This window comes from Paenibacillus humicus NBRC 102415, from assembly GCF_004000905.1.
Lineage (GTDB): Bacteria > Bacillota > Bacilli > Paenibacillales > Paenibacillaceae > Paenibacillus_O > Paenibacillus_O humicus.
Genome location: NZ_BIMD01000036.1, coordinates 1 through 23,002 on the forward strand (window position 1 = coordinate 1; position 23,002 = coordinate 23,002).

Genomic DNA, 23,002 nt, shown 5'->3' on the forward strand with positions numbered 1-23,002 from the left:
CATGCACTTGAGCAGCGAATTAGACGTTTTTTTCGGCTTATTACGGCTCGGCATGCGCTTGAGCAGCGAATTAGACGATTTTTTCGGCTTATTCCGGCTCGGGATGCGCTTGAGCAGCGAATTAGACGGCTTTTTCGGCCAACCCGGATGACTCGGTGACGCTCGGGCAGCAAGTTAGACGGCTTTTTCCGCCAACTCTACCTTAGCCATCAAAGGAAAGAGGAGGCGTCGGTTACGACGACCTCCTCTTTCCCACTCTCTTGACCGCATTCTCAGTCTCGCTGCGGAACCCATTCAAAAGGATCCGCTAAAGGAACCACCGCCTCAATGCGTATACGTGTAATGAGCCGAATCGTATTGCGGTCCCGACTTCTCATAGGTGAACCACAGCTCGATCGACTGGCCTGCGGCCAACCCCTGGATCGTATGCGTCCAGTTGGTTCCGCTTTGAACCATGCGCACGTTCTGCTGGTTGGCTCCATTGATCGTGTAATGGACATCGACGTAAGCCGCCGCCGTCTTGGGAGCGAACACAAGCGCTTCCGACGTGCCCGACTTGGTCACTGTCGCGGTATAATCGGCGGCAGTGTAAGTCAGCACGTTGCTTGCAGAAGCAAACTGCAGCCAGTTGATATTGAACTGCGGACCGCTGATGTAGACGCGGAGAGTCTGAGGTCCCGCTGCCAGCTGCACCTGCGCCGAGACGGTCGTCCAGGTCTGCCAGCCGCCCGTATTCGGCACCGTTACCGTAGCGAGCGTCGTGCTGCCGGAGCGCAGCTGGAATTGTCCCGTCGCATTCGGACTCGCCACCCTTGCCTGCAGCGTATACGTTCCCGCCTGGGCGACGTTGACGCTGTAATCCATCCAGTCGCCGGTATCCAGGTAGCCGACGTTCAACCCGCCGCCGGTATCCGTTGTCGCCTCCGTCTGCACGCCGCTCATGGAAGCGTAGCTCTCGGCTTCGATCTTGCCCGGAATCGCTCCCGCCGACGGAGCAGGCGTCGGGGTCGGGGTCGGGGTCGGGGTCGGGGTCGGGGTCGGTGTTGGTGTCGGCGTCGGCGTTGGGGTCGGCGTCGTTCCGCCGGCCCCTTCCGTCGCCGAGCCGTTCGCCGGCACCGACATCGTCTTGCCGTCGGAGAAGGTGACGGTAATTGCGGAGCTGCCTGCATTATAAGCTGTATAAGTGCGGACGCCGTTTTTCACGAAGACGGCGTAGAGCGGCGTATTCGCCGTCACGGTGCGGTCCTGGACGCCTATCGCATCCAGATTGTAGATCCAGTGGTACGCGAACGCCTTGGAGTTGCCCGCCTCGGCCGAGAGGGCGTTGCCGCGCGCGTTCCAGAAGCTTTTCGCTTCCGCCGGATTCGAGATTGCTCTGTACATATAGATCAAGTCTTCCCACGCATCAAAGTTCGTGCCGCCATTCTCGGATACAAGCGCATTGTAGTTCTTGGCGGCGTAATCCGGGTACTGGGTCAGATAGAGCGATGCTCCCGTGAACGGCAGCCAGTTGATGCCGTGCACTTCCTCCGGGTTGCCGGTCCACCAGGTGCCGTCGCCTACCGTCTTGCCGCCCCAGACCATGCTCGCGGTAGAGCGGGTGAAGCCGGCAGGGCGGTTGCTGCCCGTGACGTCGAACCAGTATTCATTGATCGCGTTCATCTCGGTCGTGTACAGGGAGATGCCTGTATCGCGGATTGCGGTGTCTCCCGTCGCTTGTCCCCACAGAATCATGCCCGCCCAGGCGTTCATGCCCTCGGAGGAGGATTCGTTGTTGTTGCCGTCCCCGAACCGAGCATGGCCGGAAGCCCACGAATGGCCGGCATAAGGATCGAAGTTGCGCAGGTAAGGGAACATCGTGTCCGTGCGGCTGCTGCTGGCGATGTCGCGGATCAGCAGGTTGACCATCGGACCCCAGGCGGAAGCCCAGGCTTTGTCCGTCCTGGCGATTTCCGCAGCGGCTTTGATGAAGTAACCGTAATGGAAATGGTGGTCGTTGAGCTCATTGTTGGAGCCGTAGCTGGCCGGATAGCCGATGACGGTGCCCCAGTTGCGGTTGTAATAGAAGACATTGCCGCTCTTGAGGTTGCCGGCGGCGTCGCTGGACTTGAACCAGCCCTGGAGAATGGTCTTGATCGAGCTGCGGAACTTGTTCGCCGCCGTCGTGTCGCCGATCTGGTCGGCGATCGGAGCGAGCGAGGCCAGCTTGCCGAGCGTCTTGCCGACCCAGTAGGTGTCGGCGTCGCCGCTGTACGTCTCTGCCTCCGCCTGGTCCACATACTGCTGGAGCAGCGCGCGGTCATAGGAGCCTTTGTCCGGCAGGGAAGGCAGCACGCCGTTGAAATTCATGACGGTCTGGAAAGAGCTCCCTTCCCCCGTCTTCATGAGGCCGCGCACCGAATTGTACGTGTAGGAGAGCAGCGGGCTCGAGCTGTTCTTCCATTGATGCGGATAGAGGGCAAAAATCGTGCCCGTCTGCGTGCCCTGCTTGGCCTGCGTCGTGAAGGTGAAGGTCGACGTCACCTTGCTTGTCGAAGCGTTGTAGGCATACGACACCTGGGTTCCCGTCACATGCGAGTAGGCATACTGGGCGTATTTGTTCAGAGTCGCCTGCGTATTGTCCGGAAGGACGGCAACGGAGAAATACGTGCTGCCGTTGTTCGTCAGCGTTTTGCCGCCGATGCCGCTCCAGGTGCTGCCGCTCGCGCCGAACAGCCCGTAATGCGCGCCTGCCACCGTTATGCCTAGCACCGGAGTGCTTGCGCTGCCGGACCAGATCGTCGGAGCGTCGTAAAAGTCCACCTTCGGACTGCCGCCCGCATACGTAAAGTACACGTAAGGAGAACCGTGCCCGTACGTAACGTTCATTTCGTTCGCGCCGCTCTTGTATTGAGCCTTCACGAACCAGTCGCTGAAGCCGTCGACCTTGGCGTCGGGGAAGCTCGAGACGGCCGTATGCCCGACCGTGAAGTCATGGATATCGTTGATCCAGCCGCAGACGCAGCTGGAGTTCGCCGTAATCCGGTTGCCCGGATAATAGATGCGGATGCCTCCGGAGCCGTTTTTCATCGCCAGCGGATGCGGATATTGGGCTTCGGAATACGTATCCCAAGCCAGGTTGCTCCACCAGTCATTGGTAGGCATCGCTCCCGTGACGTTGGCCGTCTTGTAGATGTTGGACTGGGTGTCGACCGCTCCGGCCGGCAGCACCGTGGAATAAGAGCCGGAGCCGAGCGCGACTTCGCCGTTATAGGCTGTAGCTCTGCCCGCCGGCAGCAGGGACAGAATAAGGGCCAGCATGAGCAGGCCCGCCGTCATTTTCTTCATTTTGTTCCTCCTCGACTTTTGATAACGCTTTCATAAAACCGATTCGTCTTTCCAGCTCCTTTCCCATCCATGCATTCATACAGGGGACGACCCCGTATGTGATCATCGTACCAACACAATACCGGCCGATAAAGGCACCTTTTTTCGGGTTTATTCCCTTTTTTTCACATTCTCGGCGAAAATGAAAAAAGACGGCTTTTGCCGCCTGCCGGTCCTTGCTGTCGTCCGGATCGGAATCGTCCCGAAAAAAAGAACCAGCCCCTGGCAGCACGGGCCAAGGGCTTGTCCATTCTTTTGCAGAACCGGTCTTCAAGCGGAAACGGAAGGCCGGCCGCCGGCCGGCAGAGCGGCGATCATCGTAAAGATGAACATGGTGCCGTCCCCGACCTGGGAGGTCGCATAGATGGTTCCGCCCATCAGCTCGACCAAAGTCTTGCAGATGGACAGGCCGAGACCGGTCCCTTCCTGCTTGGAAGCGAACGGCGTCTGAAGCTGGATGAACGGCTGGAACAGCTCGTCCATCTTTTCCTGGGGAATGCCGATTCCCGAATCCTCCACGACGAACTCGAGCTGAACGGTTTCCTCCGTCTCGTCTCTCTTGTTCACGTAGATCTTGACGCCGCCCGATTCGGTGAACTTGATCGCGTTGCCGATCAGGTTGATCAGTATTTGCCGCAGACGGTTCGAATCGCCTTCCAGCACCGCAGGAACAGACGGATCCAGATAGGATTCGAGGCTCAGGTTTTTTTCCAGAGCGAGCCCCTTGAATAGATCAAGCGTTTCTCCCAGGCATTCCTCCACCTCGAACGGCCGGTAGTCCAGCTCCATCTTGCCGGATTCCATCTTGGAATAATCCAGGATCTGATTGACGACGGACAGCAGCCCTCGCCCGCTCTTATGGATAATCTCGGCCGTGCGGCGGTCCTGAGGCTTGAGCTCCGCCTCCAGCAGCATCTCGGACATGGACAGGATGCCGTTCATCGGTGTCCGGATCTCATGGCTGATCATGGAGAGGAACCCGGACTTGATCCGCAGCGCGACTTCCGCCTTTTCCTTCAGTTCCATCAGCGCCCGGTTGCTCGCCTCCAGCTCGGCCGTCCGCTGCTGCAGCTGGTCGCTCTTGATCTGGAGCTCCTTGCGCGCTTTGTACAGGCTCACGAAGCCGTCGATCTTGCTGCGCAGGATGTCGGGCTGGAACGGCTTGGTCAAGTAATCGATGGCGCCGGCCGAATAGGCTTTCATGTAATCCTGCAGCTCCGAGGTGAGCGATGTGAGGAAGATGATCGGAATATCCTGCGATTTCTTTCTCATCTTGATGCGCCGGGCCGTCTCGAATCCGTTCATGTCCGGCATGAGCACGTCCATGATGATCAGCGCGACCTCGTTCTCCAGCAAGGCTTTGAGCGCAAGCATGCCGGAAGCCGCTCCCAGAAGCTGATAAGGCTTGTCGGCCAACAGCGCCGCAATCGACGTATATTCGTCCGGACGGTCGTCCACAAGCAGAATGTTAACGGGATAATCCATCCCAGCCCCACCTGTCTTTCGTTGTCGTTAGTTGATCAGCCAAGTCTTGAGCATCGTGACCAGCTGGGTTGTGTTGATCGGCTTGGGAATATAATCGGATGCTCCCGCATCCAGGCATTTGATCCGGTCCTCTTCCATGGCCCGCGCCGTCAGCGCGATGATGACCAGGCTGTCGTAGGCCGGAATGGCGCGAATCGCCCTCATCGTCTCATAGCCGTCCATCTCCGGCATCATGATGTCCATGAAGACGAGATCGACATCCTCCATCCTCTGCAGCATGGCGAGAGCTTCCTTGCCGTTCTGGGCGAACTGGATATCCATGTTGTAGCCCTCCAGCACGCTGGACAAGGCAAAAATATTTCTCATGTCGTCGTCGACGAGCAGAATGCGCCTTCCCTCGAAAGCAGCCTCCGGATTATGCAGCTTCTCGATGATGCGCTGCTTGTCCGGCGGCAGGTCCGCCGTGCGGCGGTGCAGGTAGAGGGCGGTCTCGTCGTACAGCCGCTCCATCGACCTGACGTTCTTGATGACGATGCTCTCGGCATAATGCTTGAGCTTCAGCTCATCCTGCTTGCCGAGCTCCTTGCCGGTGTAAATCGTCACGGGCAGCGTCTGCAGCTTGCGGTTGGTCTTCACCTGCTCCAGCAGGTCGAAGCCCGATATGTCGGCAAGGCCCAGATCCAGCACCATGCAGTCGAAATGCTGGACGGCCAGCTGCTCCATCGCTTCCCGGCCCGTGCCGACCGCGGTGATCCGGACGTCGGGATGGTCGATGTAGGCGACCAGGCTTTTGCGCAGATCGACATTGTCCTCGACGATCAGCAGGTTTTTGACCCGGCGCCGGATGTACGACTCGATGTCCAGAAATGCGGCTTCCAGCTCCTCCGGCCCGTTCGGCTTCTTCCAGAAGGAAAGCGCCCCGAGGCTGAGCGTCTGCTGGTCGCGGTCCTCCGTCGAGATGACGTGAACGGGAATATGCCGCAGCTCCGGCCGGCTCTTCAGCCTGCTTATAATCGACCATCCGTCCAGGACAGGAAGATCGGTGTCGAGCAGAATGGCGTCCGGCTTGTAGGCATGGGCGAGCGCGAGGCCCTGGTCCCCCTGGAAGGCGACGATCGCCTTGAAGCCGCGCCGCCGGGCGATCTGCAGCAGGATGGCCGCGAAGTCGGCATCATCTTCAATGATCAGGAGCACCGTATCGCCTTGCTGCAGATCGTCCCGGTCGTCCTCCATCTCGGAAAATTGCAGCAGCTTCGGATTGGAGATGGAAATGTCCGGAACGAACGATTCCATGAACTTGCCTTGGCCGGACCTCTCCGATTCGGATGCGATCGAGATCGGCTCCGCTTCCTTGCTTGCCGCGGCTTCCGGCAGTCTGGCCGGAATAATCAGGCTGAAGGTGCTTCCTTGTCCGTCCATGGAGGAAGCCTCGATCCGCCCCCCCAGCAGGCCCGCCAGCTCTCGGCTGATCGTCAGGCCAAGGCCCGTGCCGCCGTACTTGCGGCTCGTCGTTCCGTCCGCCTGCTGGAAGGCCTCGAAGATGGCCTCCAGCTTGGACGCGGGAATCCCGATCCCCGTATCCGCGACGGCGAATACGATTTCTTCCGGCCCGGCTCCCGGCGATGCCGGACTGCCGGAACCGATATGAAGAGAAACGGAGCCTTCCTCCGTGAATTTGAGGGCATTGGACAGCAGGTTGCGGATGATCTGCTGAACCCGGTGCCCATCCGTCAGAATCGAAGCCGGCAGGCTGCGGTCCATCCGGATGTCGAAGGCGATTGATTTCTTCTGCGCCTGCAGCTCGAAAGTGCGGTACAGCTGGTCGGCGATGCCGTGAAGCTCGGTCGCTTCGATGACAGGAGTCATCTTGCCGGTCTCCAGCTTGGCCAGATCGAGAATTTCGTCGATCAGCTGCAGGAGATCCTTGCCGGACGAGTAGATCGTATGAACATATTCCAGCTGCTTGGTCTGCAGATTGCCTTCCTTGTTCTCCGCCAATATTTGCGACAGGATGAGGAGGCTGTTGAGCGGCGTGCGCAGCTCGTGGGAGACGTTGGCCAGAAATTCCGATTTGTGCTGGGCGGCCAGATAGATTTCGTCCGCCTGGGCTTTGATTTCGATCTTTTGGCTTTCGGTCAGTTCCATCTGCTCTTGCAGCGAATGATTGAACATTTCAAGCTCCTCGGCTTGAACCTTGAGCTCGTCGGTCTGGGCCTGCAGCTCCTCCGACTGGGCCTGCAGCTCGTCGGTCTGAGCCTGCAGCTCTTCCGTCTGGGCCTGCAGCTCCTCGGACTGAAGCTGAAGCTCCCGCTTTTGGCGCTCCGTCAGCTCCATCTGCTCCCTGAGCCCTTCGTTCGACAGGCGAAGCTCTTCCGCCTGATCCTTCAGTTCGTCGGCCTGACGCTCGATCTCCTCCTTCTGGCGAAGCGCCATCTCGCCGGCTTCCTTCAACTGCTCCGTCTGCACACGCAGCTCTTCCGCCTGCAGCCGCAGCTGCTCGGCCTGCGCCTGCTCCTCCAGAAACTGAATCTCGATCTGCTCCTTCTGCCTGGCCGTCGTTTCCGTCTCTAGCCGCAGCTGGTCATTGGACTGCTCCAGCTGAATTGACTGGAGATGAAGCTCGTCCGCCTGGGCCTTGAGCTCCTCCGTCTGAGCCTGCAGCTCCTCCGTCTGATGCTGCAGCTCTTCCGTCTGGGCTTGCAGCTCTTCCGTCTGGGCTTGCAGCTCCTCCGTCTGGGCTTCAAGCTCTTTCTTCTGGTTCTGCGTTTCGCGCAGCAGCTCGTCGATCTTCGCCACATCCGCCAGCGTATTGATCAGCACGCCCATATTGTGGCTGACGCGGTCGATCAGCTGCCGCTCCTTGCCGGCGAATTCCCGGAACGAGGCCAGCTCCAGGACAGCGACGGTCTCCCCCTCGTAAAGAAGGGGAACGACCAGCAGGCTGGAAGGCACGGCGGCTCCCAGAGCCGACTGGATGCGGATATACCCATCGGGAATATGCCGCAGCTCCAGCGGAGCCTTGTCCAAAGCGCATTGCCCCACCAGGCCCTGCCCCGGCTGAATCGGCTCCCGCGGCAGCTCGCCGGCATCATGGGCATAACCGGCGGCGAAATGATACTTCGCGTCGCGTCCGACATACATGGAGCCGTAGCTTGCATCGACAGCTGCAGCCAGCTTGCGGATGAAAATCCGACAAGCCGCCTCCACCTCGATAGACCCTTGCAGCAGAATGGCCATCTCCGAGACGCTTGCATTGATCCATGCCTGCTCCTCCGCCTCCAGCCGCATGGAGCGTTCCTGCTCCGTCTTGTTGAACAGGGTGTCCGCCAGGGAGCGGAACGTCGCGGCCAGGGAGCTGAACTCGCCGGCTGCCTCTGCCGGACCGGCCTCCTCCACCTTCTCGCCTTCCTCCATTCTCTTCGCGATGCCGGCGATCTGCGCCATGCCGCTCCGCAAGCTGCGGACTGCTCCTATAGAAATGAAGCCGACAGCGGCAATGCCGGCTGCCCCAAGCGCCGTAGAAACGATCGCCCAGGATGAGTCCAACATGACCCACGACAAAGCTACAAAATAAGTTAGAAGTAGAATAGAAACGGCAACGCCTGTCCAAATTTTCTTCTGAATGTTCATCTATTCACCTCTGACGGATTAGTCCACTGGAATCAATTCATTATACTTCTCCTCGTATTCGTTTGATAGGCGCAGATAGGGAAGCCAATAAAAAACCTCTATCCGGCAGCAGCCGGATTGCCTATAAAAAGGCGGAAAACCGGCCCTCAATCTCCAATGGAAACGATGGAAAAGGGGGGCAAGTTGCGCGGGAGCAAGGAGAAATCAGCTGCCGAAAGCAGAATTCCGGTCTGCCTGAGCGTTCATGTCCGGCCATTCCGGCATGGAAGCGGCCGGCCGGCGGGAAGCCGTCACGGTCGACAAATGGCCGGCGGAAAAAGAGTCCGAAAAGGATAAAAAGCTTCATCCCGCCGATGCGGGATGAAGCTTCTTTGAATTTTTATGACTGCGGAATGGTTCTTCTGCAGGCCTTTAGCTGAGCGAACCCAAAGCTTCCTTCGTGAACGTCTGCAGCTCATCCGTGCGGCCGCCGCGAATTTTCTCCGCCCATGCCGGATCTCCCAGCAGCGCGCGGCCGACGGCGACGAGGTCGAACTCGCCCTTCTCGAAGCGCTCGATCAGGCTGTCGATTCCTTGCGCCTCCCCGCCTTTGCCTTCAGCGAACAGGCTGGTGAACTCGGAGTCGAGGCCGACAGAGCCGACCGTAATCGTAGGCTTGCCGGTAATTTTCTTGGTCCAGCCCGCCAGGTTCAGGTCGGAGCCTTCGAACTCCGGCTCCCAGAAGCGGCGCGTGGAGCAGTGGAAGATATCGACGCCGGCAGCGGACAGCGGGGCGAGGAACTTCTCGAGATCCTCCGGAGTCGGAGCGAGCTTGGCCGCATAGTCCACCGGCTTCCACTGCGAGAAGCGGAACACGATCGGGAAGTCAGGACCGACCGCCGCGCGGACCGCCTCGATGACTTCGACCGCGAAGCGGGTGCGTCCGACCATATCGCCGCCGTATTCGTCGGTGCGCTTGTTCGTCGTCTCCCAGAAGAACTGGTCGATCAGATAGCCGTGCGCTCCATGGATCTCCACGCCGTCAAAGCCGATGCGCTTGGCGTCGGCGGCCGCTTGGGCGTAGCCTTGCACAAGCCCGCGGATTTCTTCCGTCGTCAGCGGCTCCGACACGGGCTGGCCGGTGAGGCTGAGGCCGGAAGGGCCGATCGGGGCAGCGTCGGACTCCGGGAACTTCTCCCTCTCGCGGGCGGTGCCCACATGCCAGATTTGCGGAATGATCCTGCCGCCGGCTTCATGCACCTCGCGGACGACGCGCTCCCAGCCTGCCAGCGCTTCCTCCCCATAGAAGTGGGGCACGTCGCGGTCGGCGGCGGCCGCCGGATGGTTGATGACCGTTCCTTCGGTGATGATCAAGCCGACGCTGTGCTCGGCACGGCGACGGTAATAACCGGCCACGTCAGGGCCGGGAACGCCTTTCGGCGAGAAGCCGCGGGTCATAGGGGCCATTACGATCCGCGTATCTAGGTTCAGCTTGCCGCCTTCGAAAGGCTGGAAAAGCGCTGCTGCGGTTTTGGACAGAGTCATCTTGGTCTCTCCTCCTGTGTGATGCGGTATAGGATGCCTTATATATCTACAATCATGAATATATAGATTAAATCGATGAAATGCAAGCCCTGTGCCGAGCTTGAGCGCTTCAGTTCTCTTTACCCTGAAGATCCGACGCGAAACCGGCCAGGAAATTCTCGATTCCCTGCTCGTTGCGCCTGTAGTACGTCCATTGGCCGTAACGGCGAGATTCCAGCAGACCCGCCTTTTGCATGGAGGACAGATAAGAGGAGATGACGGACTGGGTCAGCCCGGCCTTTTCCTGAATGCTGCCTACGCAGACGCTGCCCGGAAATTCATTCTGAACCTCGCAGGGCTGGGCGCTGAACTGCTTCTCAGGCTCCCTGAGCCAGCAGAGAATATTCAGGCGAGTCTCGTTGGAGAGAGCTTTCAGCACGGCAAGCTTATCGTCTTGGTTCATCGCTCACACCCATTTCTACCCGGTAGTTTGCCTTTATTATAACAGAAGAATACGCCGAAGAAGAATGAACCTTCCTTGCGATCCCATCGTCGCTTTGCCGGACTGCCACGGCCCATGAGAAAAATGATAACCACATTAGTATTTATTCAGACTGCGCTTGTCGCTTGCTTCGCCGTGCTAAAATTTGACGGGCGGAGGGGCTGCCATCATTCGCCAATTCCGCAAGGCCAGGCCTGTCCATGCAAGCCGGCCTTATATTCGCTAAGGGGGAATTCCCGTTTATGAGATCCATCGATGAACTTGAACATACAGCACGTGTGCATACGGTTATTGAAGTGGTAAAGGAGGTGCTGGACGATTCCGTCCTGACCGACGACTTCATCGCCGGGCTGAAGCGTCTGAGCTTCGACGAGCTGGGCAAATTCGTGCTTCGCCTTGTCATGACACGCACGCTCGACCAGGCTTGGGCTCCGCATCTTCAGGAAAAGGCCGGAGAGGGCAGTCCTTTGAACTACGCCTGATTCAAGAGCCCCGGCTCCACAGCGCGGGCCGGCCGGCGTAACCTTGCGAGGCCAGCTCTTCCTTGGGAATGAACCGAAGCGCGGCGGAGAAGATCCGGTAATGCCCTCCCTGCCTGCTGCCCGTTTCGCCGAGCAGGTGGCCGAGACAAGCTCCGCTCAGCCTTGCCTTGAGCCGGATCCGGGGCGGCGTCGTCGACAGATCCGCTTCGCGCCGCAGCAGCCCTTCGTGCAAAGGCCTGCGGAATGCCGGCCAGCCATCCCCTGCGTCGAACTGATCCATCGTCGAAAATAAAGGATCGCCTCCGACGGCATCGACATAGATGCCGTCTTCCTTGTTGTTCCAATACGGATTGTCATACGGAGGCTCCTGCGCGCCATGGCGGACGACCTCGTACTGCAGCGGGCTGAGCCGTCTTCGCAGCTCCCCGTCGGGCAGCAGGGCAGGCCAATGCTTGGCGGCATGCTCGTCTCTCCCCGAGGCCTGCCGGTACAGCCGATAATGGCCGAAGCTCTTGCGGTGGTAATTCTGATGCTCCTCTTCCGCCGGATAGAAAGGGCCGGCCGGCACGATTTCCGTCACGATCCGGCCCTTGAAGCGGCGGCTCGACTGCAGCTCCCGGCGGGATGCCTCGGCGAGCCGCCGCTGCGCGCCGTCATGATAGAAAATCGCCGTCCGGTACGAGGCGCCCCGGTCCTGGAACTGGCCGCCCGAGTCGGTCGGATCGATCTGCTGCCAGAAGATGTCCAACAGCCGTTCATACGGGAACAGATCCGGGTCGTATACGATCCGGACCGCTTCCGCATGCCCGGTCGTCTCCGAAGCGACGGCATCGTAGGTCGGATGGTCCGCATGCCCGCCGGTGTAGCCCGACAGGATCGACTCGATGCCGGGCAGATCCTCGAATGGCTGCACCATGCACCAGAAGCAGCCGCCCGCGAAGGTCGCCTGCTTCAGGCCGGATGCAGGGACAGAGGCGGTTGTGCTCTTCCTCTCCGTACATGCGGCTTCGCCGCCTCCCTGGCTGCCGACGGCTTCCGGCTTTCCTTCTTGGCTCAACGCTCTTGCCCCCTCTTGATCCGTCTAGCGCCGCTTATACGGCATGACTCCGGTGCGGGCTACCAGCCCGCCACGGTGCCGTCGGTGCGGAAATCGGTGCCTCCGCACAGCACGCCGCTTGCCGGATCGCGCAGGATGATCTGCCCCCGGCCGAAGGAGCCGAAGCCGGACTCCAGCGTGATCCGGTGGCCCATCCGCTCCAGCGCCTGGGCGGCCGCCAGCGGGAAATGCGGCTCCAGGGAAACCGACAGATCCTTATGCCACTGCCAGCGCGGCGTGTCGAGCGCGGCCTGCGGATGCAGGGCGAAGTCGACCATGTTCATGACGGCCTGGACATGGCCCTGCGGCTGCATGTAGCCGCCCATGACGCCGAACGGTCCGACCGCCTCCCCGCCGCGGGTCAGGAAGCCCGGGATGATCGTATGGTACGTTTTTTTACCGGGCTGAAGCGCGTTGGCATGGGCAGGATCCAGCGAGAAGTCGCTGCCGCGGTTCTGCAGCGCGATGCCGGTTCCCGGCACGACGAGGCCGGAGCCGAAGCCCATGTAGTTGCTCTGGATGAAGGAAACCATATTGCCTTCGGCGTCGGCGGCCGCCAGATAGACGGTGCCTCCCGAGGACGGCTCGCCCGCCTCCGGCATCCGAGCCTGCGGACCGATCATTCCCCGGCGCAGATCCCCGTAGGAAGCCGACAACAGATCCTGGACCGTGATATTCATATGGGCCGGATCGGTAATGAACTTGAGGCCGTCGGCAAATGCGAGCTTCGTCGCCTCGATCTGGCGGTGCAGAGCCCCCGGAGCGAGCAGGCTGTCCGGAGCGAACTCCATTCCGCCCAAAATGTTGAGCGCCAGCAGCGCGATCAGCCCCTGGCCGTTCGGCGGAATTTCCCACACCTCGTAGCCGCGGTAGTTCACATGGATGGGGTCCACCCATTCCGGCCGGAATGCGGCGAGATCCTCCGCGGTCAGAAATCCGCCTTCGCCGCGCACATAAGCTGCAATGGCTTCCGCGAGCTCTCCGCGATAAAAGCTGTCGGCGCCCGACTCGCCGATCGAGGCCAACGCCCGGGCATGTCCAGGCGAGCGCCACAGCTCGCCCGCCGCCGGAGTCCTGCCGCCCGGAGCGAACGTATCGTACCAGGAGCGGGCTGTATTCTGAGGCAGCCTCTCCCGGTAGATGCGGGCGGCGCGCTCCCAGTAATAAGCCGCGGTCGGGGACACCGGGAAGCCTTCCTCCGCGTAGCGGATCGCAGGCTCCAGCGCCTCGATCAGCGGCAGCTTGCCGAAGCGGCGCGACAGCTCGCCCCATGCGGCCGGCGCTCCCGGCACGGTGACGGGGATGGCGCCGAACTTCGGCATCTCCGAGTGGCCCCGCTCCTTCACGGCGTCGATGGAGATCGAAGCCGGAGCCGGGCCGCTGCTGTTCAGGCCATGCAGGCGGCCTTCCGTCCACACCAGGACGAAGGCGTCGCCGCCGATGCCGTTGGAGCAAGGCTCCACGACCGTCAGCGCCGCAGCTGCCGCGATCGCGGCGTCGATGGCGTTGCCGCCCTTTTTCAATATATCGAGGCCGGCCTGAGCGGCGAGCGGCTGCGAGGTGGCGACCATTCCATTGCGCGAGTACGTGGGAAGACGATAGGAAGGATGCGGATGATAGAGCGGATCGAAGGTCATGGCGATGGGTAAGCCTCCTGGGTGGAATGCAAGATGTTCGGCTGCAAAGCCGATTTTCTACGTGTGCAGTCGTTAATGCGGTTGGCTGGGGGGCGTGTCCCATTAATGTTCAGGCTAATGCCCGTAATTGTGAATATCGTCGGAACCGGCTAGCAGAACGGCCGCCAGCAGCGCCAGGATCGAAAACAGGATCAGCATCATCCCCAACCCTTTTCCACTCCAGCTTCCGAATTTCCTTCTACGGACGAATAAAAGCCCGACACCGGCGACGAAAACCGGGACGGCTACCCAGGCAAAGGATGCATCCATTCCGCTCACGGCCTCCTCCATGCTTCGGCACGCGGCGATTCGCTTGTCCGCTGCTCGTACTGTTCTTCCGTTCCGACGTAGAAGTCGACGACTGTGGGCAGCTCGACCTGCTCCCCGCCCGCTTCCGAACGAGAGCCTCCATGCGTTCCCCCGCGATTGACGAGTGCAACCCCGGCTGAATCGGGCTTGACGCTGCCGTCGGCAGCCCTGTAATAAAGCTTCACGCTTCCAGGCTTCATCGGGCTGGATGTCCGCAGCCATCCGGTCGAGTCGATGGGATAGACGTAGTCCCCGTCCTTGCGTTCCAGAGGCGCGCTGCCCTGCTGGCCGAAGACGACGACCACCCAGCCTGCATACCCTTCCGGAACGATGTAGCGATGTCCGGAAGCGGGCTTGAACAGGAGCAGATACAGGAGCAATAAGACCGATATCACCGTCAGCGCCCCCAGCAGGGACCTGTTTTTCTTCAAGCTGCTGCTCATGCCGCGGCATCCTTTCCGTTTCAAGCGTTATTTCATCGATTAGTTGTTAGACGCCTTGACCGCCATAGTTGTTTCGGCTTCAATTTGCCGCGCATGGCTTCCGCGTTCCCGCGTTCTCTTCTTGACCTTGCAACCGGTTTCCGATATGGTGGAAAAAACCCGATATCCGCATCTGCTGTGACCAAGGCCAGCATGCCCCGCCGTTCGCCGTCCAGAGAGGAAACCCCCAGGCTGCAAGGTTTCCCGCATCGAACCCCGGCATCCCCACCTTGCGAGCTGCATCCGTGCCTGTCCGCAGGCCCGGCGCCGGCTTCCTGCCGTTATCCGTCTCAAGGGCTTCCTGCCGCCAGTCCGGCCGGAGCCGAACTCAGGGTGGTACCGCGACGCATTCGTCCCTGGACGAATGCGTCTTATTTGTTTTATGCGGTCCATTCATCCGTTGACGAATGGGTCTTTTTTGTTTTATGCGGCCCATTCATCCGTTGACGAATGGGTCTTTTTTGTTTTATGCGGTCCATTCATCCGTTGACGAATGGGTCTTTTTTGTTTTATGCGGCCCATTCATCCGTTGACGAATGCGTCTTATTTGTTTTATCCGGCCCATTCATCCTTTGACGAATAGGTACATCACCCAAGGAGGGGGATTTCATGCTTCAAAGCAAGCTGCTTCTGTCCACCCTGCGCGACACTCCCGGCGAAGCCGAGGCTGCCAGCCACCGGCTGCTGCTGCGGGCAGGCTTCATCCGGCAGACCGCCGCCGGCATCTACTCTTATTTGCCGCTGGGACGCAAAGTTCTCCGCAAGGCCGAGCAGATCATCCGGGAGGAAATGGAAAAGGCCGGCGCCCAGGAGGTTCTTCTGCCCGCGCTGCAGCCGGCGGAGCTGTGGCGGGAGTCCGGCCGTTATGACGCTTACGGTCCGGAGCTGATGCGCATGCGCGACCGCCATGACCGGGAGTTCGCGCTCGGTCCGACGCATGAGGAGGTCGTCACCTCTCTCGTGCGGGATGAGGTATCCTCATATCGGAGGCTTCCGCTGACGGTCTATCAGATTCAGACCAAGTTCCGGGACGAGCGCCGCCCCCGGTTCGGACTGCTGCGCGGGAGGGAGTTCCTGATGAAGGATGCCTATTCCTTCGATACGACCCAAGAGGGGCTGGACCATTCCTATCAAACGATGTTCGAGGCGTACAACCGAATCTTCAGCCGTCTCGGCTTGACCTTCCGCCCCGTCGAAGCCGATGCCGGAACGATCGGCGGCGACGGAGGCACGCATGAATTCATGGCTCTTGCCTCCATCGGAGAGGATACGATCGCTTCCTGCACCTGCTGCGGGTATGCCGCCAATCTCGAGAAAGCCGAGCCAGGACGGAAGTCGGCGAACGATGCGGAGCCGGGCCGTCTATTCGGGAACGACAGCAGCCACAAGGATGAACCGGCACCCGCGGCCCTTGCCTCGGAGCCCGAAAAAATCCATACGCCCGGCGTTCGAACGATCGGACAGCTGACCGCTTTTCTGGAGCTGCCTCCCTCGCAGATTCTCAAGAGGACTTCCATATCCGCGGCGTTCATGCGGGAAGGCATCTAAGGGCAGCGGTTGTCGGCGATTTCCGCAACGCGCAGGCAGGCGACCTTTGCCCGAAATGCCGGGAAGGCGCGCTCCTGTTCCATCGCGGCATCGAGATCGGCCAAGTATTCAAGCTCGGCACAAAATACAGCGAGAAGCTGGGGGCTACCTTCCTCGACGCCGACGGCAAAACGCATCCGATGATCATGGGCTGCTATGGCATCGGCGTCTCGCGCCTTCTGTCCGCAGCGGTGGAGCAATCCCATGACGAGAACGGCATTGTGTGGCCGGCGGCGCTGGCTCCGTTCCACGTCCATGTCATTCCGGTGTCGGTCAAGGACGAAGTCCAGATGGCTCTCGCGCACAAGCTGCGCCTCCGCTTGGAGGAGGCCGGCGCAGAGGTGCTCGTCGACGACCGCGACGAGCGGCCCGGCGTCAAGTTCAAGGATGCCGATCTCATCGGCATTCCGGCACGCATCGTCGTCGGCCGCGATGCGGCGGACGGCAAGGTGGAGTTTGTCCGGCGCGGCAGCGCGGACAAGGCAAGCCTGGCCGCGGAAGAAGCGGCGCAGCGGGTGCTGGAGATGGTGCAAGCCCTGCGGACTGGAAGCTAGTTCCGGGAGTTGGCCGCTTCCAGCCTGACCGGCTGGCAGACATCTGGACCGAATCGATCCCGAAACAAGAACAAGACGACAAAGGACAAACGAAAAAAGGCAGCCGTCAAGGTCTGCCTTTTTGCCGTGCCTACAGCTTTTTGACCAGGAAGTAATAGGAGCTGCCGGGAGGATAGTCCTCGATCTCGCCTACGACCTCGTATCCGTACCTCTCGTAGAACTCTCTCGCCTGGAAAGAGAATGTCGTCACCTTCGATCTGACCGCTCCCATCTGCCTGGCCAGCTCCTCGGCTTGAGCGAGCAGCCCTGAGCCGGTTCCTCGACCCCTGAATTCCTCCTCCAGCCAGAAATACCCGATCTCCAGCCATCCCCAGAGCACCTGGGCAGTCAGCCCGCCTCTCCAGCTCCCTTCGTCGTCCTTGAGCATGATATGCAGCGGCTGAATGGCCCCTTCCTTCCTCTTCTCCCGATGATGGAAGGATTGCTCGTTGTTGAACTCCTTCAGCTTGGCGGTCAGAAAGTCATAGAACTCCGAGTTCCCAGCCAGCGAAACTTCCGTTCGGCATTCCATTTTTTGATCCTCCTTGGACGAATAGCAGCTCCTAAATACACTCGTTCAGAGATAGGTTAAACGTACAAATCTACTATTTAGAGATAGTAAAGGCAATAGACTTGAGAACATGCTAGCTTCAAATATTTATTGACATGCAGTTCTTCCCTTCAGCAATACCAAGACTTTCATCCATCGGGTTAGCCATATCAGACGAATGCAGCAGGATTTTTCTTATTCCTTGTATCTTCAAATCTTCTGCCGCTTCATGAACAAGCTTGGATCCTATGCCTTGGCGACGGTAGACTGGGACTGTGAAGACATTCGTCATATACGCAACCAATCCGGAAGGATTTTCAAATCGGCGAATCGGCATAAGCAAAAACATGCTGTCGATACAACCACTCCATCATCAGCAGCAACCCATGATATCGGCTGGAACCGCTTTTCGAAACAGCATGATTGACTTCCTCCCTGTTCAAAATTTTTCGATCAGCTGCTGCCACAGAAACGGCCATGCAATCGTGTATATAATCTGTACTTATAACATCTAGTATTAACACCGTATGTTTATCAATGAGCTTAAATCTAAGATTTCTACATTGTGCATCTCCGCATATGTCGAATGCATAAAACGTGATCCGGTTCACAGCGTGTGGTGCATCAGCATGAAAAGAAGCCACAAGCAATAGGCTGCGGCTTAGATGTTTTATAATCGGCGAATGGGACGGTGAAACGCGGCATGCCGGAAGATTGGACGTGCGCCAGGCCGTCGCCCTTTCCACGAAATGCACGGGAATGCAGCCGAAGAGCACGATCAGAAGTTGCAGGGGAGACATGGTCGCCCGAGCAGCGCTGAGAAGAGGGTAAGGAGGGCAGGCTTTTTACTTACTGGCCTCTAAGCACATGCTCGATACGCTTATCGGGTACGAACCAGATCACCGCAACGAGTACGAAGAAGATGCCGGATATCCAAGGACTGGCATACGCGGTCAAGACCGCTATCAAGTAGAGCAAGGGAGATAATTTCCCCTTCCAGTCTCTGCCCATCGCCATGATGAAGGAGAGATCACCGGAATGCTGGTTAATAATGGCGCGCTGAAGCAGCCAGTACGAGAGCGCCGCTAGGAGAAGAATAGTACCGTACAGTGCGGTTGGGGTGGCGGCAAAATGGCTTTCCCCCATCCAGGCTGTCGTGAAAGGCACAAGGGATAGCCAGAATAGAAGCAGCAAGTTGAGCCACATCAAACGTCCGTTCATCGTTCTTACCATATGAAGCAAATGATGATGATTGTTCCAGTAAATGCCGATGTAGATGAAACTGAAGATGTAGCTGAGGAATTTAGGACCAAGTTCGATCAGAGCAGACCAGTCATGGCCTTCCGGCAATTTAAATTCCAGTACCATGATCGTAATGATGATCGCCAAAACGCCATCGCTGAACGCTTCCATCCGATTCGCTTTCAGAATATCTCCTCCTTTTTCTCTCCTCTCGCTTTTGGGAGAGCTTTTATTACTCTACATTAATTAAATGGCTTTAACCCGCTCCACTTCTTCTGGCGTACGATGACCGTGTGCACATTGTACGGATGAGACGTTGGCGTGATCCGCTCATCTAGGACAACTGGAATAGCGGGTTTGGTTTATGATCCCGCTCCCTCTATTCTTGTGTCCATTTTAATTTAACCGCAAGATTTGAACCCTCGCAAGCAAAGCGGCTGAAGCTCGCCGCGATACCTTATGACTGCAAATGAGCTGGATGCAATTCAAGCTCCTTCAAGGCGAACGAGGAGCATCCTCGCCCCTTACGCTCCATGCGTTTTTGAGGGCTTCATTTCTCCCTGTGCGTCCGTGGAACCAAACAAGCCCGCTTCCGACTAGTCGGAAGCGGGCTATCTGTCGGTACCTGCCTTTATGCAAGACTACCTCCGTGCCTTAAAGCCATCCTTGCTTCCCTGCCGCAGAGAGGCTTGCCGGCTCTCCCATGCGCTCGTGCAGGAAATCGACGACATGCATGACCTTCATCGCAGCCGGGTCCCCGTGCTTCTGCACCCCGAGCTTCATCTGCAGCAGGCAGCCGGGATTGCTCGTGAGCAGATAGGCCGCGCCGGTAGCGTTGGCATGCTCCATCTTGTGCTCCAGAATCTGCCCCGCCATCTCCGGCTGCGTGACGTTGTAGATACCCGCGGAGCCGCAGCAGCGGTCGGCTTCCTTCATCTCGGCGAAGGAGGCGCCAGCAACCTGGCGGATCAGCTGCCTCGGTGCTCCCGAGGATCTCATTCCGTTGCGGAGATGGCAGGAGTCCTGGTAAGTGACACGTACGCTGCCGCTCTGCTCCGTAAAGGCCGGCAGCCTGTCGCTGCTGAGCAGCAGCTGGCTGACATCGACGACGCGGGAAGCGAACTCGACGGCCAGCTCTGCATACTGCTCATCTCCATGCATCAGATGGCCGTATTCCGCCAGCTGCGCGCCGCAGCCGCCGGCGTTGGAGACGATATGCTGGATGCCCGCATCCCGGAAGGCGTCCAGGTTGGACCGGGCAAGCCCTCTCGCCTGATCCAGCTCTCCGCTGTGAGCATGCAAGGCTCCGCAGCACACCTGATTGTCCGGGATGACGACCTCGAAGCCGGCCTCAGCCAGCAGCTCCGCCGTGCGGACGTTCGTCTCGCTGAACAGCACGTCCATGATGCAGCCCCGGAAAAGGGCGACGCGTGCGATCGGCTCGCCCTTGGCTGGAACGACCGTGCCGATGCGGTCTACGACGCCTTTCCCGGAAGCATCGGGAAGAATCTGCTCCATCTCCCGCATGGCCGCCGGGAACAGCTTCATGATGCCCGTTCCGCGAGCCACCTGCCGGAGACCGGATTTCTGATAGAAGGAGAGCGAGCGTCCGAGCCACTTCAAGCGGGAGCGATGCGGCAGCACATCCTTGAAGAACAGCCTCCGAGCGCCCTTCGCCGGCAGGCTGTGCTGCGCGTGGTCCTCGATCGCGTCCCTGGCTTGCTCCAGCAGCTGCCCGTATTTGACGTCGGCAGGACAGGCGGGCTCGCAAGCCCGGCAGCCGAGACAATGGTTCATCTGCTCGGCGAACGCCTTGTCGGGCTCCATGATGCCGTCGGCGACGGCCTTCATGAGCGCGATCCGGCCGCGGGGCGACTCCGGCTCCAGCCCCGTCTCGCGGAATGTCGGACAAGCAGGCAGGCAGAAGCCGCAGCGCATGCAGTTGGTCAGCTGGTCGTAGTCCAGCTTGGCCAGCACCGTTCTCGACACCGGATTGGCATGCCGCACATCCGGCTTGCCGAGCAGGCTTCCCGGTCCCGAATGCGGCTGTACCGCCAATCCGAGGCCTCCATGGATTCCATCAGCCACGGTCGATCACCACCCTTTTGCGAGTTTCTCCGGCGAACATCTTGCCGGGATTGAGCAGATGATGCGGGTCGAACGCATCCTTGATGCCTTTCATGACGGCGATGCCGCTCGCCCCGACCTTCCATTCCAGGAACGGCGCCTTCACGGCCCCGACCCCATGCTCGCCGGTAATGGTGCCGCCAAGCTCGATGGCCGCTTCAAATATTTCCGCGAAAGCCTGTTCGACCCGGTGGACCTCCTCCGTGTCCCTGGCGTCGGTCGTTGCGGTCGGGTGAAGATTGCCGTCTCCCGCATGCCCGAAGGTTGCGATGGACACGCCGAACTTGTCCGCGATCTCCCGGATGCGCAGCACCATGTCCGCGATGCGGGAGCGGGGAACGGTCGCATCCTCGAGAATCGTCGTCGGACGCAGCCTTGCCAGCGCCGTAAACGCGCTGCGCCTTGCCGCAACTAGCTTTTCCGCCTCCTCGCGAGTCTGGGCGACTTCGACCCGGTCGGCCTTCTCGGCTTCGCAGATGAGCCTTATGGCTTCCATATCCCGCTCGACCGCCTCGGGATCGCCGTCCTGCTCGATCAGCAGAATCGCTTCCATATCCCGCGGCAATCCCAGATGGGCGAAATCGTCGACGACCCGGATCGTCGGGTTGTCGAGAATTTCCAGCGTTGCCGGGATGATCTTATTCTCGATGATCCGAGAGACGGTCCGGGCTGCGCCGTACAGGTCCTTGTACATCGCGAGCATCGTCTTTTTGCCGGCGGGCGGAGGCACGAGCTTCAAGGTCGCTTCCGTAATGATGGCCAGCGTGCCCTCCGAGCCGACGAGCAGCTTCGTCAAATCGTAGCCGGCCACATCCTTCATGAGCTTGCCGCCGGTGCGAAGAATTTCTCCATTGGCCAGGACCGCTTCGAGACCGAGCACGTAATCCTTGGTCGTTCCGTATTTCAGCCCGCGCAGGCCGCCCGAGCACTCGCTGATGTTGCCGCCGATCGTCGAGATCTTCATGCTGCTCGGATCCGGCGGGTAGAACAGCCCGAGCGATTCGATATGCTCGGTGAACGCGGCGGTGATCATGCCCGGCTGCACCGTTGCCGTCAGATTGTCCATGTCGACCTCCAGCAGCCGGTTCATCCGGTGCATGACCATGACGATGCCGCCCTGCAAGGGGACAGTGCCTCCGCACAGGTTGGAGCCCGAGCCTCGAGACACGACCGGTACGCGGTACTCTGCAAGAACCTTCATGATCCCGGACACCTGAGCGGTCGAGTCCGGATAAATGACGCCGTCCGGCAAGCTCTGGAGCATGGGCGTGCCGTCATAGGAATGAGCGACTCTCGCCTCTGGATCGTCCCTGAAATGCTTCTCTCCTACGATATCCCGCAGCCGTCTCGCCATGGCCGGATCCAGCATGATCATTTCCCCTTCCCATCTGTAGAAAGCTTACGTTCACCCGCGCAGACATACGGATATGCCCTTTAAATCATCAGGTCATCTGATGACTTTGGAACTCATTATATGCTATACTGATTTCATTGTATAGAATGTTTTTGGGATGCCACGGGAGGTCGCGATGAAAATCACCCAAGCCAAAGGCCATGAGCTTGTAGCCGAACATATGCTGGAACAGATCCGCTCGGGCGCCTGGGAGCCCGGACAGCGGCTGCCCTCCGTCGTGGAGCTGGCGGAATCGTACGGCGTCGGCCGTTCCACGGTCCGCGAGGCGGCCAGCGCGCTCAAGGCGACCGGCTGGCTGGATGTGCGCCAGGGCGGCGGCACTTTCGTCAAGTCGGTATTACCCAGTGATCCCAAGCAAGGCGCGGACCAGATGTTCCACAATGCGGGCTCCTTGACCGAGCTGCTGGAAGTTCGCAAGGTGCTGGAGATCGGGGCTGTGTCGCTCGCCTCCGCAAGGCGCGCACCGGACGATTTGGCGCGGCTGCGCGAGATTCTCGCATCGATGGAGAGCAGCCTCGAGGCCGGCGACACCGAGGCCGGCGAGCGCGCCGACACCGAGTTCCACATGGCGATCGTAGCCGCCTCGGGCAATACCCTGCTCGCGCAGATGATGGAATCCCTCGCCGAGCGCTTCGCGTCTTCCATTTCCCAAACCCGCGAGCTGTGGTTCTACCGCGAGAGGGGCACCGCCCAGCGGCTGCTCGGGGAGCACCGGCGCATCTATGATGCCATCGAGGCCGGAGACGCCAAGCTTGCGGAGCATGTGCTCGGCGAGCATCTGAACAAGGTCATCGATGTGCTGAAGGGCATCAAGGGCCGGCTTTGAAACTCTCGGCTCGGACATAGACTTTTCTGGCAGCAAATAGGGAATCAGCAGCTTTGCAATTCTGGCAGCTCGAGCCAGCAGCTTTGCAGCTATGGCAGCTTGAGCCCCTATTTCTCTGAAGCTGATCGGCGC

Annotated in this window: 17 protein-coding genes and 1 pseudogene; 3 read left to right on the top strand and 15 right to left on the bottom strand. The window is 59.7% G+C overall.

Annotated elements, in window-relative coordinates; all coding sequences use genetic code 11:
• Positions 1–324: 324 nt before the first annotated feature.
• The 6 genes from PHU01S_RS18750 to PHU01S_RS18775 form a co-directional block, all read right to left on the bottom strand.
• Positions 325–3,327 (bottom strand): glycosyl hydrolase, encoded by a 3,003-nt coding sequence (locus PHU01S_RS18750; protein WP_127509158.1) that lies wholly within the window; start codon positions 3,325–3,327, stop codon positions 325–327.
• Positions 3,248–3,640, bottom strand: coding sequence for a hypothetical protein (locus PHU01S_RS18755; protein WP_127509161.1), 393 nt, complete (start codon positions 3,638–3,640; stop codon positions 3,248–3,250). Before PHU01S_RS18755 ends, PHU01S_RS18750 begins: the two co-directional genes overlap by 80 nt.
• Complete coding sequence (locus PHU01S_RS18760; protein WP_021879996.1) at positions 3,637–4,851, bottom strand: ATP-binding response regulator; 1,215 nt, start codon at positions 4,849–4,851, stop codon at positions 3,637–3,639. Before PHU01S_RS18760 ends, PHU01S_RS18755 begins: the two co-directional genes overlap by 4 nt.
• A 27-nt stretch (positions 4,852–4,878) precedes the next feature.
• On the bottom strand, positions 4,879–8,400 hold the full coding sequence (locus tag PHU01S_RS18765) for a response regulator (protein ID WP_246029276.1): 3,522 nt from the start codon (positions 8,398–8,400) through the stop codon (positions 4,879–4,881).
• A gap of 492 nt (positions 8,401–8,892) precedes the next feature.
• Complete coding sequence (locus PHU01S_RS18770) at positions 8,893–10,005, bottom strand: NADH:flavin oxidoreductase (RefSeq protein ID WP_048746054.1); 1,113 nt, start codon at positions 10,003–10,005, stop codon at positions 8,893–8,895.
• Between the two features lie 109 nt (positions 10,006–10,114).
• Positions 10,115–10,447 (bottom strand): ArsR/SmtB family transcription factor, encoded by a 333-nt coding sequence (locus PHU01S_RS18775; protein WP_048746052.1) that lies wholly within the window; start codon positions 10,445–10,447, stop codon positions 10,115–10,117.
• A 281-nt stretch (positions 10,448–10,728) separates the two neighbouring features.
• On the opposite strand from PHU01S_RS18775, the gene PHU01S_RS18780 reads away from it, so the two are divergent.
• The gene (locus PHU01S_RS18780; protein ID WP_048746050.1) at positions 10,729–10,968 is read left to right on the top strand and encodes a hypothetical protein; all 240 of its coding nucleotides are present in this window, start codon (positions 10,729–10,731) and stop codon (positions 10,966–10,968) included.
• Between the two features lies 1 nt (position 10,969).
• Here PHU01S_RS18780 and msrA read toward each other — a convergent pair whose 3' ends face one another.
• The 4 genes from msrA to PHU01S_RS18800 form a co-directional block, all read right to left on the bottom strand.
• Positions 10,970–11,923 (bottom strand): peptide-methionine (S)-S-oxide reductase MsrA, encoded by a 954-nt coding sequence (gene msrA, locus PHU01S_RS18785; RefSeq protein WP_281279813.1) that lies wholly within the window; start codon positions 11,921–11,923, stop codon positions 10,970–10,972.
• Positions 11,924–12,084: 161 nt separating this feature from the next.
• Positions 12,085–13,701 (bottom strand): gamma-glutamyltransferase family protein, encoded by a 1,617-nt coding sequence (locus PHU01S_RS18790; protein ID WP_127509164.1) that lies wholly within the window; start codon positions 13,699–13,701, stop codon positions 12,085–12,087.
• 114 nt (positions 13,702–13,815) lie between these two features.
• Positions 13,816–14,010 carry a hypothetical protein gene (locus PHU01S_RS18795; protein WP_048746048.1) on the bottom strand — a complete coding sequence of 65 codons (195 nt, stop codon included), beginning with the start codon at positions 14,008–14,010 and terminating at the stop codon, positions 13,816–13,818.
• 5 nt (positions 14,011–14,015) lie between these two features.
• On the bottom strand, positions 14,016–14,492 hold the full coding sequence (locus PHU01S_RS18800; protein WP_164763112.1) for a DUF6843 domain-containing protein: 477 nt from the start codon (positions 14,490–14,492) through the stop codon (positions 14,016–14,018).
• Positions 14,493–15,140: 648 nt separating this feature from the next.
• Between PHU01S_RS18800 and proS the strand changes: the two are divergent.
• Positions 15,141–16,672 (top strand): annotated as a pseudogene (proS, locus tag PHU01S_RS26710) (proline--tRNA ligase).
• A 130-nt stretch (positions 16,673–16,802) separates the two neighbouring features.
• Here the strand turns inward: proS and PHU01S_RS18810 are convergent.
• The 5 genes from PHU01S_RS18810 to PHU01S_RS18830 form a co-directional block, all read right to left on the bottom strand.
• Positions 16,803–17,243: a GNAT family N-acetyltransferase gene (locus tag PHU01S_RS18810; RefSeq protein WP_127509170.1), complete on the bottom strand. Its 441-nt coding sequence runs from the start codon at positions 17,241–17,243 to the stop codon at positions 16,803–16,805.
• Between the two features lie 118 nt (positions 17,244–17,361).
• Positions 17,362–17,610: a GNAT family N-acetyltransferase gene (locus tag PHU01S_RS18815; RefSeq protein WP_127509174.1), complete on the bottom strand. Its 249-nt coding sequence runs from the start codon at positions 17,608–17,610 to the stop codon at positions 17,362–17,364.
• Positions 17,611–18,110: 500 nt separating this feature from the next.
• Positions 18,111–18,689 carry a TMEM175 family protein gene (locus tag PHU01S_RS18820; RefSeq protein WP_048746044.1) on the bottom strand — a complete coding sequence of 193 codons (579 nt, stop codon included), beginning with the start codon at positions 18,687–18,689 and terminating at the stop codon, positions 18,111–18,113.
• Between the two features lie 468 nt (positions 18,690–19,157).
• A complete protein-coding gene (locus tag PHU01S_RS18825; protein ID WP_048746077.1) occupies positions 19,158–20,528 on the bottom strand; it encodes a (Fe-S)-binding protein in 1,371 nt (456 codons plus the stop codon).
• A gap of 55 nt (positions 20,529–20,583) precedes the next feature.
• A complete protein-coding gene (locus PHU01S_RS18830; RefSeq protein ID WP_127509178.1) occupies positions 20,584–21,999 on the bottom strand; it encodes an FAD-linked oxidase C-terminal domain-containing protein in 1,416 nt (471 codons plus the stop codon).
• Positions 22,000–22,159: 160 nt separating this feature from the next.
• On the opposite strand from PHU01S_RS18830, the gene PHU01S_RS18835 reads away from it, so the two are divergent.
• Positions 22,160–22,870, top strand: coding sequence for a FadR/GntR family transcriptional regulator (locus tag PHU01S_RS18835; RefSeq protein WP_048746043.1), 711 nt, complete (start codon positions 22,160–22,162; stop codon positions 22,868–22,870).
• Positions 22,871–23,002: the final 132 nt, after the last annotated feature.